9 protein-coding genes and 4 tRNA genes are annotated in these 12,893 nt (G+C 42.0%); 9 read left to right on the top strand and 4 right to left on the bottom strand.

Translation table 11 applies throughout. The features are described 5' to 3' along the window. Nucleotides 1–68: 68 nt before the first annotated feature. Together fabA and L2748_RS11295 are read right to left on the bottom strand one after the other, a co-directional pair. The gene (gene fabA, locus L2748_RS11300; RefSeq protein WP_220781851.1) at nucleotides 69–584 is read right to left on the bottom strand and encodes a bifunctional 3-hydroxydecanoyl-ACP dehydratase/trans-2-decenoyl-ACP isomerase; all 516 of its coding nucleotides are present in this window, start codon (nucleotides 582–584) and stop codon (nucleotides 69–71) included. 67 nt (nucleotides 585–651) lie between these two features. After that, nucleotides 652–2,361, bottom strand: a complete 1,710-nt coding sequence (locus L2748_RS11295) for a S16 family serine protease (RefSeq protein ID WP_220781852.1) — start codon at nucleotides 2,359–2,361, stop codon at nucleotides 652–654. 226 nt (nucleotides 2,362–2,587) lie between these two features. Here L2748_RS11295 and L2748_RS11290 point away from each other — a divergent pair. The 9 genes from L2748_RS11290 to L2748_RS11250 all read left to right on the top strand — a co-directional run bounded on the left by L2748_RS11290 (nucleotide 2,588) and on the right by L2748_RS11250 (nucleotide 11,707). Further along, nucleotides 2,588–2,678 (top strand) — tRNA-Ser (locus tag L2748_RS11290). A 216-nt stretch (nucleotides 2,679–2,894) separates the two neighbouring features. Continuing rightward, nucleotides 2,895–3,539 (top strand): UvrY/SirA/GacA family response regulator transcription factor, encoded by a 645-nt coding sequence (uvrY, locus tag L2748_RS11285; protein WP_012277434.1) that lies wholly within the window; start codon nucleotides 2,895–2,897, stop codon nucleotides 3,537–3,539. Nucleotides 3,540–3,557: 18 nt separating this feature from the next. Further along, a complete protein-coding gene (gene uvrC / locus L2748_RS11280; protein WP_220781853.1) occupies nucleotides 3,558–5,387 on the top strand; it encodes an excinuclease ABC subunit UvrC in 1,830 nt (609 codons plus the stop codon). 47 nt (nucleotides 5,388–5,434) lie between these two features. Further along, nucleotides 5,435–5,983, top strand: a complete 549-nt coding sequence (pgsA, locus tag L2748_RS11275; RefSeq protein WP_220781854.1) for a CDP-diacylglycerol--glycerol-3-phosphate 3-phosphatidyltransferase — start codon at nucleotides 5,435–5,437, stop codon at nucleotides 5,981–5,983. 152 nt (nucleotides 5,984–6,135) lie between these two features. After that, nucleotides 6,136–6,211: transfer RNA gene (locus L2748_RS11270), tRNA-Gly, on the top strand. A gap of 13 nt (nucleotides 6,212–6,224) precedes the next feature. Then, nucleotides 6,225–6,298, top strand: a tRNA-Cys gene (locus tag L2748_RS11265). A 112-nt stretch (nucleotides 6,299–6,410) separates the two neighbouring features. Then, nucleotides 6,411–6,496: transfer RNA gene (locus tag L2748_RS11260), tRNA-Leu, on the top strand. 1,039 nt (nucleotides 6,497–7,535) lie between these two features. Next, a complete protein-coding gene (locus L2748_RS11255) occupies nucleotides 7,536–8,618 on the top strand; it encodes an efflux RND transporter periplasmic adaptor subunit (RefSeq protein ID WP_220781855.1) in 1,083 nt (360 codons plus the stop codon). Then, complete coding sequence (locus tag L2748_RS11250; RefSeq protein ID WP_220781856.1) at nucleotides 8,615–11,707, top strand: efflux RND transporter permease subunit; 3,093 nt, start codon at nucleotides 8,615–8,617, stop codon at nucleotides 11,705–11,707. Before L2748_RS11255 ends, L2748_RS11250 begins: the two co-directional genes overlap by 4 nt. Nucleotides 11,708–11,817: 110 nt before the next feature. Here the strand turns inward: L2748_RS11250 and L2748_RS11245 are convergent, their stop codons facing one another. Next, nucleotides 11,818–12,012, bottom strand: a complete 195-nt coding sequence (locus tag L2748_RS11245) for a DUF2897 family protein (protein WP_220781857.1) — start codon at nucleotides 12,010–12,012, stop codon at nucleotides 11,818–11,820. Between the two features lie 20 nt (nucleotides 12,013–12,032). Beyond that, complete coding sequence (gene kdsB / locus L2748_RS11240) at nucleotides 12,033–12,770, bottom strand: 3-deoxy-manno-octulosonate cytidylyltransferase (protein ID WP_220781858.1); 738 nt, start codon at nucleotides 12,768–12,770, stop codon at nucleotides 12,033–12,035. Between the last annotated feature and the right edge of the window lie 123 nt (nucleotides 12,771–12,893).

Genomic DNA, 12,893 nt, shown 5'->3' with positions numbered 1-12,893 from the left:
TTTTTGCAGCATTTTTGCCCTCTAATTTATTATCTATAGTTAGAGGGCATTTTATTAAGCGCGATACCTTAAAAACTCGTAGTGTCTGTAAAGATGCCTACTTTAAGATCTTTAGCGCTATAGATTTCACGGCCGTCAACTTCCATTGTTGCATCGGCGATGCCCATTACCAATTTACGATATACCTTGCGCTTTATCGTTAATTTATAAGTCACTTTTTTGGCTTCAGGCAATACTTGCCCGGTAAATTTAACTTCGCCGACACCTAATGCTCGTCCTTTGCCTAATGCGCCTTCCCAACCTAAAAAGAAGCCTACTAGTTGCCACATAGCATCTAAGCCTAAGCAGCCAGGCATAACAGGATCACCTGCAAAATGGCAGTCAAAGAACCATAGATCTGGATTGATATCGAGTTCTGCAACAATTTCACCTTTTCCGAATTCACCACCGTCTGCATTTATTTTTAATACTCGGTCGATCATCAACATATTGTCTTTTGGTAGTCTCGGCGAATTCGGTTCGAATAATTTGCCAAGTCCACAGGCAACAAGATCTTCTTTAGTAAAACTGTTTGCGTAACTCATTATTTTTTATACTCCAGCAATTTGAGCTGCCAAGGTTAGCGAACACGTGTACGCTAAACAACTCCGATCAGCTAGAAAATCGCAATTTGTCGATAAGTCTCCCAAAAAAACTACGTTCTTCTTCATCTTGATAACCGGCAAGGCTTTCTAGGCGTGATTGAACCAATCCGTAGAGTGAATCATCTGGGAATTGGTTATTCTCATCAGCGTCACCCGCAGGTGTTTGCATTAAGATCTCTACTGCTTCGTCTATATGCTTTACTTGATAAAGCGTAAATAGACCGTCATTGACCGCGTTAATGACGTCTTGATGAAGATTGAGCTGTTGCATATTAGAACAAGGAATTATGACACCCTGATTACCAGTTAAGCCACGACGCTTACAAAGTTTAAAGAAGCCTTCAATTTTTTCGTTTACACCGCCAATCGCTTGGACATTACCAAATTGGTCAATAGCACCTGTTGCCGCAAGGCTTTGATTAATTGGCTTTTCTGATATAGCTGAAATTAGACAGCAATACTCAGCAAGCGAGGCACTGTCACCATCAATTTCTTGATAGGACTGCTCAAAAACAATATTGGCATTTAAGTGAAGTGGGGCATCTTTACCAAAAATGCGATAAAGGCAGGCTGAAAGAATCATCATACCCTTAGCGTGAATGTTACCGCCTAATTCAGACTTTCGCTCAATATCTGCAACTTCACCATCGCCATAATGAACTGACGCAGTAATGCGAGCAGGCTCGCCATAGCTGAACTCGGCATTTTCAATAACTGTCAATCCATTAATCTGACCAACGACTTCATCTTGTGTAGGTAAGTTGATAAACAAATCATCAAAATTTTGCTCAGATAATCGCTCTGAAGCATTATGACGTTGATTGCTCATATCAATGCTTTGCGCTAATGCTTGTTCAGTAATTTGTTCGCTTTTAGCATAAGCTTTTGCTTGCGCTAACAAATGTTCAATATTAGTACTCATTAAGCTTAAACGTTGTTGGTGATCTGCCAACTTAGCGCTAAATTGCAATAATAACGTTAGGGCATCGCTATCTAGTTTGACATTCAGGTCAGTAAAAATACCTGCTAGCCATTGGCAATAATCAATAATCGAATGTTCGGTTAAATCCATTTCATTGATAAGTTCACCAAGTAATGGAAAATGTCTTGAAAAACTTGGCTCACCCAACCAGCAACTGCCATATTGATGGCTTGAACCGATTAAAATGATTTTGCACTGTAACGGTAAAGTAGGCAGCTTCGAATGTGCTAGGTATGATTGCTTATCAAGCGTTTCCAGTAAAAGATCCCATAATGGCTCTCTTTTCCATAAAGAGTCAGCACAGATAAATAAGCAATGGCAACTGGCGAATAACCCTGGCTCATAGTGGTCACTTATCGGATCATAACGGCCAATTAAGTCTGTTTTACGTATAGTGCCAGACAGGTACTGATAGTTATGCTGCTTAACGGCGAGTACTGGACCTTCGCTGGTTTCTGCTTGCCATTTAGCCTGCTTATCACTATTAAGTATCAGACTTACTTTAGGAAACTCGCCATGTTGTTCAACTAATGACTCTATTGTACGCTTGCGGTTGCAGCCAAAATACTCAGCCAAATATAAATGCTGATTTTCGGTAGCGCACAACATGTTAAACGCATCTATAGTGCGTTCTTGGCTAAGCAAATTGGCTGTTGCGCTTGGTGAAAATACCTGTTTAGTTGGCAGAGTAAAACTAGGAATAAGTGCTGACGCAGGAATAACGTTTGAGTTCATATAAGTGCATGGCTATTTTTAGTGGGATGATATTAGCACAATTTTCACTTTGCTTTGCTAGATAACGGTATAACTTCTTTAATGACGAAAATAGGCAAATTATGCAGACAGACCTAATACCTCGAGGTTATTAGGTTGAATATTACGCGAACGAGAAGCCTGCACCTATTTTTTGAAGCAAAGAGGTTTACAACAATAATGGAAACGCATAATATCTACAGCGTTCGGAGAGATGGCAGAGTGGTCGAATGCACCGGTCTTGAAAACCGGCATGGGTTTATAGCCCATCTAGGGTTCAAATCCCTATCTCTCCGCCATATTTAGAAAAGGCAGCCTATAGGGCTGCCTTTTTGCTTTCCAAACCTTAACTAATTGTTTTTATTGGTTAAAATAGTTTGGGTCTTTGGTTGTTTGGGGATATTTTCCTTTCTATATGTCCATATATGCGATAAATTAACCTTTATAACATTTTTAATTCTCATTTCTTATAAACTTAAGAAAAGCAGAATTGGGCATATAAAGGTATAGCAACTTTGATCTCTGTATATTTAGTTGATGACCATGAGTTAGTTAGAACTGGTATTAGACGGATCCTCGAAGACGAGCGTGGCATCAAAGTGGTCGGTGAAGCTGGAGATGGCGAGACTGCCGTGCAGTGGTGTCGTAAGAACGAAGCCGATGTCATTTTAATGGACATGAATATGCCCGGGATCGGTGGTTTAGAAGCCACACGTAAAATTTTACGTTTTCAAGCTCACGCTAAAATCATTGTACTAACCATACATACTGAAGATCCTTTCCCAACTAAAGTTATGCAAGCGGGCGCTTCGGGATACCTGACCAAAGGTGCCACCTCGCCAGAAGTATTGCAGGCCATTCGCCAAGTCGCGCATGGACAACGTTATCTCTCTCCCGAAATTGCACAGCAGATGGCTTTAAGCCAATTTAATCAGTCAGAAGAAAATCCGTTTAAGTCACTATCTGAGCGTGAATTGCAAATCATGTTGATGATCACTAATGGTGAGAAAGTAAGCGAAATCTCCGAGCAGCTAAACTTAAGTCCAAAAACAGTAAATAGTTATCGCTATCGACTATTCGCTAAATTAGGTATTGGCGGCGACGTCGAGCTGACGCGTTTAGCGATTAGATATAAAATGCTCGATACCGGACAATTTTAACTTTATATCGAACGGTTTATGCCTGAACAATTTAATGCGGATCATTTCTTAAAAACAGTGACTTCATCACCTGGTGTATATCGTATGTACGATGCCAAGGATGCGGTCATTTATGTGGGCAAAGCAAAAGATCTAAAAAAGCGTTTATCGTCCTATTTTCGTAAAAACCTCGCTAATGTTAAAACTCGGGCGCTGGTTTCTCATATTGCCAACATCGACGTCACTGTCACCCATAGTGAAACCGACGCACTTATTTTAGAAAATGATTACATCAAGCAATACATGCCTAAGTACAATGTATTGCTTCGAGATGACAAGTCTTACCCTTATATTTTACTGAGTAATCATAAGCATCCACGTCTAGCTTATCATCGAGGTCCAAAGCGTGACAAAGGCCAGTATTTTGGCCCTTATCCAAATGGTGGTGCGGTACGTGAAAGCTTGCATTTGATGCAAAAAATCTTTCCTATCAGGCAGTGTGACGACCTTTATTACAAATCACGTTCTCGTCCTTGTTTACAATACCAAATAGGCCGTTGCTCAGCTCCCTGTGTAGATATGGTGACGATTGAGGATTATCAAGAGCAAGTGAGGCTCGCGACATTATTCTTAAAAGGTAAGAACAATCAGGTCATGTCAGTACTAGTGGCAAAGATGGAACAAGCCGCTGCTGATATGGCCTATGAACAAGCGGCGCTTTACCGGGATCAAATTACGGCCTTACGAAGGGTTTCTGAGCAACAAGAAGTCTCTAATGCGTCTGGTGATATGGATGTGATAGGTGCTTACTACGCTTCGGGCGTGGCTTGCTTTCACCTACTTTTTATTCGTGAAGGTAAAATATTCGGTAGCCGCAGTTATTACCCTAAAGTCCCTGTAGATACTGAAGTTACGGAAGTATTGCGTGCGTTTATGTTGCAGTTTTACTTAAATGCAGATAGCCAGCGTCTAACGCCTAAAGAGATTTTAATTAGCGAAGCGTTTGAAGAACAAGATCAATTAGCGGTTGCGATTCAAGCTGCACAAAATAAAAAAGTCGAGATAAAAACTCAGGTCCGTGGCGAGAGAGCTAGCTTTTTACGCCTAGCGTTAACCAACGCAACCAATGCAGTAAACACCCGTTTATCACACAAAAATACTGTTGAGCAACGCTTCTTATTATTGGAAGAGGCTATCGAAGCCAGTAATAAAATTCAAAGAATGGAATGTTTTGACATTAGTCATACTATGGGCGAAAGCACGGTTGCATCTTGTGTGGTATTTAATAGAGAAGGGCCCAGCAAAGCAGATTATCGTCGATATAACATCACTGGGATCACTGGTGGTGATGACTATGCTGCAATGAAACAAGCTATCAGTCGACGTTTTGATAAGATAACCGATAAGGGCAAGATCCCTGATATCCTGTTTATCGATGGTGGCATAGGCCAACTGCGGATCGCGCAAAAGGTAGTTGATGAAAAATTTGTTGCTATCGATAATGCCCCAACCTTAATAGGCGTTGCAAAAGGCGAGGGGCGTAAGCCTGGCTTAGAAACCTTGATTTACGGTGAGAACGAAGAGTCGTTTACTTTACCTGCAGATTCCGGTGCTTTGCACCTCATTCAACATATTCGTGATGAATCGCATCGATTTGCGATTACTGGTCACAGAAACAAACGTCAGAAAACCCGCAATACTTCAACCTTGGAATCCATTGCTGGTGTCGGCCCTAAAAGACGCAAAGCTTTACTGCAATATTTAGGCGGAATACAAGAAGTCAAAGGGGCAAGTGTGTCTGAATTGGTAAAAGTGCCCGGTATTAGCTTAGAAATGGCACAAACGATACATGATGCATTGCGAGGGTAGCAAAATTAAGGCAAGATTGGCGCTGCTTTTGACTAATAGGTCCTATAATGCCGTTTAACATTCCTATTGCGTTAACACTTTTCAGGTTATTACTGTTACCTGTTTTTGTTGTGCTTTTTTATATACCAGAACCCTGGTCTCCTTTTGCTTCGGCATTTGTCTTTTGGTTAGCCGCGGTTACTGATGCGCTAGACGGTTATGCTGCTCGTAAATTAAAGCAGTCGACTCGATTTGGTGCGTTTCTTGACCCGGTTGCAGATAAGATTATGGTGACGACTGCTTTAGTCTTATTGATCTCCGAATATGGCGATATATGGTTAACATTGCCAGCCTTGATTATGATCGGCCGTGAAATTGTTATTTCGGCATTGCGTGAGTGGATGGCTGAAATAGGTAAAAGAGGTGCGGTAGCCGTATCTTGGATTGGCAAATATAAAACTGCGGCACAGATGGTGGCGATTACAGGATTAATTTGGCAACCGAACGAGTTTTCAACTTATGTTGCTTTTGCACTGTTTTATGTCGCAGCTGTTCTCACACTATGGTCAATGATGAGTTATATTTTGGCCGCTTGGAAAGATTTAACTGCAGAATAGTTTGTAAAAACAGCGAAGAGGGCAATAAGCAAGCAAACAGTCATTTATCGATAATTATAGCGTTGACTCTTGGTAATTAATCGGTAGAATGCCATCTCGTAGTCAAGGGGAAGCGCACTAAGCATCAACTTGAAAACAGATTAAATTGAAAGGCGACATTAGCTCAGTTGGTAGAGCGATACCTTGCCAAGGTATAGGTCATCGGTTCGAACCCGATATGTCGCTCCAATTTACTCAATATGGCGCGATGGCAGAATGGCTATGCTGCGGATTGCAAATCCGTCGATCTCGGTTCGACTCCGGGTCGCGCCTCCATAACTTCTTAAAGTTATGATGGTTATAAAGAATAAGAGTTTGATGAGTTTAACCATATTAAGGTTAGGCAATATTGATACCGACAATATGTATCGTCAGAGTCAAAGAGTTTGCCCGTGTGGTGGAATCGGTAGACACAAGGGATTTAAAATCCCTCGCTGAATAAGCGTGCCAGTTCAAGTCTGGCCACGGGTACCATCTTCTTATGAAGAGTGACTAAACCAGCCTAGAGCTGGTTTTTTTACGTCTGAAATTTGAGGTGATTAAAAAATCCCTCGCGCTCTCCACAAAGTAAGGCGTGCATGCTCATGCCTGGCCACGGGTACCATCATTAAGGCCTCTGCATTAACGTGCGGAGGCTTTTTTGTATGTGTAGCTTATTAAAACAAGGGATTTGTTTTTTATAACAGACGCCTCGCTGATAAAGAGTGCCAGTTCAAGTCTGGCCACGGGTACCATCATTAAAGCCTAAGCATCAAGCGGGGGCTTTTTTGTATCTGGGGTGAAGTGGATTTTAAAAAAACTCGCACTCTTCATTGAAATCAGGCGTCCATGCTCATTCTGGCCACGGATACCATCATTAAGGCCTCTGCATTAACGTGCGGAGGCTTTTTTGTATGTGTAGCTTATTAAAACAAGGGATTTGTTTTTTATAACAGACGCCTCGCTGATAAAGAGTGCCAGTTCAAGTCTGGCCACGGGTACCATCATTAAAGCCTCCGTATCAAGCGGGGGCTTTTTTGTATCTGGGATAAAGTGATTTTAACAATCCCTCGCATTCTTGATTGAAATCAGGCGTGCCAGTTCAAGTCTGGCCACGGGTACCATCTTCTCTAGAACATGTAATTAAACCAGCCATTGAGCTGGTTTTTTTACATCCCAATTTTGCTAGAAAGCAATAAGCTCTAATAATCCCTCGCAGTCTTTATAAAGCTTCAACTTGTTGAAGCTGCTCCTACATTTTTATCCTTCAAAGTTTGTAAAACAAACTTTGCTTTGCAGTTAGTCTTAGCTGCTTTATTTAATACTCGATATGTTCATCTTGCGTAGAGATTTAAGCTGAAATCATGTGCTATTGGCAATCAATTCAATTGAGTTGTTCTCTCTAAGTAGCGTACATAATTAATAATTTGGTGTGTGACTGAAATGTGTCATTTGTAAGAAAAAGTAAAACGTATTGAAGCAAAGTTATGTCTAGGTAAACTAACGACAATTAAAGTAGTTGGTGAAGGCATCCATGAAAAAAATAATAATAATTGTCGCGATACTCCTCCTTGCTGGTGGGTACTACTATTCTCAGCAATCCCCCGTTAAACAAGCAAAAAAGTCACGCCCGACACCTAATGTGGTGGTCACTAAGGCCTCAATGGAACCTATTCGTGATGAAGTCGAAGCGCTTGGGACTAGCAAAGCGAACGAATCGATTACTGTTACGCCGAAAGTCACCGAAGTTGTTACTCAAGTTAACTTCAATGACGGCGACTTAGTTAACAAAGACCGATTGTTAGTGCAATTACAAGACAGTGAGCAACGTGCTCGCGTCACTGTCGCTAAGGTGAAAGTTAAAGATCATCAACGTGAACTTGAGCGAATTAGAACACTCGTTACCAGCCAAACCATTGCTGAACTTGAACGCGACCGTTTACAAACATTGATTGATACCGCCAAAGCCGAACTTGCACAGGCAGAATCGGCATTAAGTGACAGGCGCATTACGGCGCCATTCTCTGGTGCGTTAGGGTTACGACAAGTCAGTGTCGGCGCTTTGGTCTCTCCTGGTAACGCTATTACTACATTAGATGATATCTCGGTTATTAAATTAGATTTCTCTGTACCAGAACGTTTTTTACAATCCTTAGCCTTAGGTAAAAAAGTTGAAGCAACAGCTGTTGCGTTTGACGGTGAAGTATTTGAAGGCAAAGTGGTGTCAATCGATAGTCGTATTAACCCAAAAACTCGCGCAGTTATTGTAAGAGCAGAGATCCCCAATCCTAAACAACGTTTATTGCCAGGGATGTTGATGAAGGTCAAGCTGATTAAAACCAGCCGAGACGCGTTGATTTTACCAGAATCTGCCATCATCCCAATTCAAGATAGGCATTATGTTTATTGGGTTAATGACGAAAGCGTTGTTGAACAGAAGCAAGTGACATTGGGCTTACGAAAACGTGGATGGGTTGAGATAACTGATGGCGTTGATCTTAACGAACAAATTATTATTCGTGGAATTCTTAAAGTACGACCAGGTGACAAGGTTAAAGTGACTTTTAGTGAGCGCTTTAGTTTTCTTAAGCAGGCAAGTGTGGAGCCTGTTGTATGATTTTAACTGATCTTTCGGTAAAGCGACCGGTATTCGCTTCAGTTATCAGTATTTTATTGATTGTTTTTGGTTTAGTGGCATTCGAGAAATTGCCATTAAGGGAATATCCCAATATCGATCCGCCAGTGGTATCGATTCAAACTAATTACCGCGGCGCGAGTGCTGCTGTGGTTGAAAGCCGAATTACGCAATTAGTTGAAGATAGAATTAGTGGTGTAGAAGGTATTAAACACATCAGCTCATCGAGCAGTGATGGCCGCTCGAATGTCACCTTAGAATTTGATGTTGGCCGCGATATTGAAGCGGCAGCTAATGATGTACGTGACCGAGTGTCTGGTTTACTCAATAATTTACCAGAAGAGGCCGATCCACCAGAAGTACAAAAAGCCAATGGTGGCGACGAAGTGATCATGTGGCTCAATCTGGTATCCGATCAAATGACCACACTGCAACTAACCGATTATGCTCGTCGTTATTTGATTGATCGTTTTTCGGTTATCGATGGTGTTGCCAATATGCGCTTAGGTGGAGGTAAGGTTTATGCCATGCGGGTTTGGATTGATAGACAAGCTTTAGCTGCTCGAAACTTAACCGTAGCTGATATTGAGTCTGCACTTCGCTCTGAAAACGTTGAACTGCCCGCTGGTAGTGTTGAATCAAAAGAGCGTCACTTTACCGTGCGTTTAGAGCGTAGCTTTAAGACCTCAGATGACTTTGCCAACTTAGTTTTAGCTGAAGGTGACGACGGTTACCTGATTAAGCTAGGTGATGTCGCCAAAGTAGAAATTGGATCAGAAGAGGAGCGAATTACCTTTAGAGGTAACCGTGAATCTATGATTGGCTTGGGGGTATCTAAGCAGTCAACCGCTAATACACTGGATGTTGCGCGTGCTGCAAATAAGCTCGTTGATCAAATCAATCCAACATTGCCAGCGGGCATGGAGATTAAACGCTCTTACGACAGCTCGGTATTTATTGAAGCGTCAGTTAAAGAAGTGTATCAGACATTGTTTATCGCAATGTTCCTCGTCATCGTGGTGATTTACCTGTTCCTTGGCAGTGTGCGTGCGATGTTGATCCCCGCTCTGACTGTGCCGGTCTCGTTAATGGCAACCTTTATTGTATTATTTGCTTTAGGTTACACCATTAACTTACTTACGCTTTTGGCGATGATCTTAGCCATTGGTATGGTGGTAGATGATGCGATCGTTGTGCTTGAAAACATTCATAGACGCATAGAAGAGGGCGACTCTCCATTAAAGGCTGCGTATTTGGGCTCTCGTGAAGTGGCTTTTGCGGTTGTAGCCACAACGTTAGTGTTGGTGGCTGTGTTTATGCCTATCACTTTCTTAGAGGGCGATTTAGGTAAGCTATTTAAAGAGTTCGCGGTTGCCATGAGCGCCGCGGTTATTTTTTCAAGTATTGTGGCATTAACACTTAGCCCTATGATGTGCTCGAAAGTGTTAAAACCCTCGTCACAAGATCCTTGGTTAGTGAGACAAATCGATGCGGGGATGGACAAGCTTTCCCATGCTTATCGTCAAGTTTTACGCCGGGCGATGGCACACCCTTATCTAGTCTCTTCACTTATCTTGATAGCCCTTGTTAGCAGTGCATTTTTGGCTAAAGAAGTACCACAAGAATTTGCACCACGCGAAGATCGCGGCTCTATGTTCTTAATCGTTAATGGCCCTCAAGGGGCAAGCTTTGAGTATATCGAGTCTTATATGGACGAGATTGAAAACCGCTTAATGCCACTTGTAGAAGCGGGAGAAATTAAACGTTTACTTATTCGCGCGCCAAGAGGCTTTGGTCGCAGCGCTAATTTCTCTAATGGTATGGCGATTATTGTATTAGAGGATTGGGCGGTAAGGCGCAGCGCTTTTGAAATCATTGGCGATATAAGAGGGCGCTTGTCAGATCTTGCTGGGGTTCGGGCTTTTCCTGTCATGCGCCAAGCCTTTGGCCGTGGCGTGGGTAAACCAGTACAGTTTGTACTAGGGGGACCAAGTTATGAAGAACTTGCCAGATGGCGCGATATTATTATAGAAAAAGCCAAAGAAAATCCAAATCTTGTTGGTTTAGATCATGATTATAACGAGACCAAACCACAGCTTAGAGTCGTGATTGATAAAGATAGGGCATCGGATCTCGGGGTATCAATATCGCATATTGGTCGTACGCTAGAGTCTATGTTAGGTTCCCGTTTAGTCACCACCTTTATGCGAGACGGTGAAGAATACGATGTGATTATTGAGGGTAATCGCGAGAATCAAAATACGGCAACGGATTTAGAAAATATCTATGTGCGCTCAGACAGAAGTAAGGAGTTAATTCCGTTATCAAACTTGGTGCATGTGGAAGAATTTGCCGATGCTAGCCAGTTAAATCGTTACAATCGTATGCGTGCAATTACCATTGAGGCAAACCTAGCCAATGGTTATAGCTTAGGTGAGGCACTGGATTACCTAAATGATTTGACCCATGAGTATCTGCCTGCTGAAGCGATAGTCAGCTATAAAGGTCAATCCTTGGATTATCAAGACTCAGGTAACTCAATGTACTTTGTGTTTATCTTAGCCTTGGGGATTGTATTTTTAGTACTTGCGGCGCAGTTTGAAAGCTATATTCATCCTATGGTGATAATGCTCACTGTACCACTAGCTACTTTAGGTGCGCTAATCGGGCTTTGGGCAACAGGGCAGACCCTTAACATTTATAGCCAAATTGGTATTATTATGTTGGTGGGGCTTGCGGCAAAGAACGGTATTTTGATTGTTGAGTTTGCCAATCAACTACGCGATAAAGGCATTGAGTTTCAGCAAGCGATTATTCAAGCCTCGAGCCAGCGATTAAGACCCATTCTGATGACGGGGATCACCACTGCTGCGGGTGCTATTCCATTAGTCCTAGCTGAAGGCGCAGGTGCTGAAACCCGCTTTGTGATCGGTGTTGTTGTCTTATCTGGTATTACGCTTGCGACATTCTTCACCTTGTTTGTTATCCCTGTCGCGTATTCGCTATTGGCTAAAAACTCAGGTTCTCCAGAGATGATAGCTAAACAACTTGAGAAAGAGTTAGCTGAATAACAAAGGCTTTATTGGAGGGCTCAGGGCATAGAAAAAGGCGCATTTAGCGCCTTTTTTATGTGTGACTTAAAATCACAGATTTATGATAATTAGCGTTTTAAAAGGGACAATTACGATTGGTCATCAGCTTTAGAAGATTTTTGTTCATCACTCTTGGCTGCATCCTTTTTAGGTTGCAGCTCTTTAGGATCTTTTTTACCAAACTGGGTCATTTTAAATTTCGCGCTGTATTTTAATACCGCGAGATTGCTAGCGATAATGCCTACAACTAATAAAATAAGTATACCAACTTCAAGATTTGACATCGTTTAGCCCGCCTTATTGCTTATTCAATACCGAGTCGTGCTTCACAGATGCGAATATCTTCAGGGGTATCAACTTCTGGAAAATCGAATGCGCTGATGGCAACTTTGATTTTGTATCCATATTCAAGTGCTCGCAGTTGTTCTAGCTTTTCAAGCTCTTCTAAACGGCCTAATGGTAATTTGGCAAATGTTTGGATGAACTTTCGGCTATAAGCGTAGATCCCAATATGCTTATACACTGGGTACTCGCTGGTATCTCGACCAAACGGGATTCGTGCACGGGAAAAATACAACGCGTTATGATTATTATCAAACACCACTTTTACATGATTCGGATCATTAAGTTGAACTTCATCTTTGATCTCAACCGCAAGTGTCGCCATATCGAATTCATCTGCATGACGCTCACATAACCCCACCAGTTGCTCGATAACGATAGGATCGATTAGTGGCTGATCACCTTGCAGATTAATAACCAAATCATCGTCTGCTAAACCTAAAATTGAAATCGCTTCATCGATACGGTCAGTGCCTGATGCAGCATCGGCGCTTGTCATAACCACTTTGCCACCAAAACCTTCTACAGCGTTTTTAATACGCTGGTCATCGGTCGCGACATAGATATCTTTAAGCCCTTTTGCTAATGCTGCACGCTCGTAGACATGCTGGATCATCGGCTTACCATTAATTGGCGCTAATGGCTTACCTGGAAAACGGCTCGATCCGTAACGAGCAGGGATTAATAAGGTTACATTCATTCAATTTACCTATTTAAAAATATGCTGTGCTTCGTGATTGAAGCACAGTGTGATGCTAATCTAAAATTCATTACGTATAGAGATTGAAAACAGCTACATTGCCAAGAATGCATTTGCAGCTTG

Origin of the sequence: Shewanella sairae (assembly GCF_023283535.1) — a bacterium.
Taxonomy (GTDB): Bacteria; Pseudomonadota; Gammaproteobacteria; order Enterobacterales; family Shewanellaceae; genus Shewanella; species Shewanella sairae.
The sequence above is the reverse complement of the archived record's forward strand: the minus strand, read 5'-3'. Positions and strand labels throughout refer to the sequence as shown.

Coding starts and splice junctions, on each gene's coding strand:
- L2748_RS11250 (WP_220781856.1), top strand. CDS start 8,615: ATGATTTTAACTGATCTTTCGGTAAAGCGACCGGTATTCGCTTCAGTT.
- L2748_RS11245 (WP_220781857.1), bottom strand. CDS start 12,012: ATGTCAAATCTTGAAGTTGGTATACTTATTTTATTAGTTGTAGGCATT.
- L2748_RS11255 (WP_220781855.1), top strand. CDS start 7,536: ATGAAAAAAATAATAATAATTGTCGCGATACTCCTCCTTGCTGGTGGG.
- kdsB (WP_220781858.1), bottom strand. CDS start 12,770: ATGAATGTAACCTTATTAATCCCTGCTCGTTACGGATCGAGCCGTTTT.
- L2748_RS11295 (WP_220781852.1), bottom strand. CDS start 2,361: ATGAACTCAAACGTTATTCCTGCGTCAGCACTTATTCCTAGTTTTACT.
- pgsA (WP_220781854.1), top strand. CDS start 5,435: ATGCCGTTTAACATTCCTATTGCGTTAACACTTTTCAGGTTATTACTG.
- uvrC (WP_220781853.1), top strand. CDS start 3,558: ATGCCTGAACAATTTAATGCGGATCATTTCTTAAAAACAGTGACTTCA.
- fabA (WP_220781851.1), bottom strand. CDS start 584: ATGAGTTACGCAAACAGTTTTACTAAAGAAGATCTTGTTGCCTGTGGA.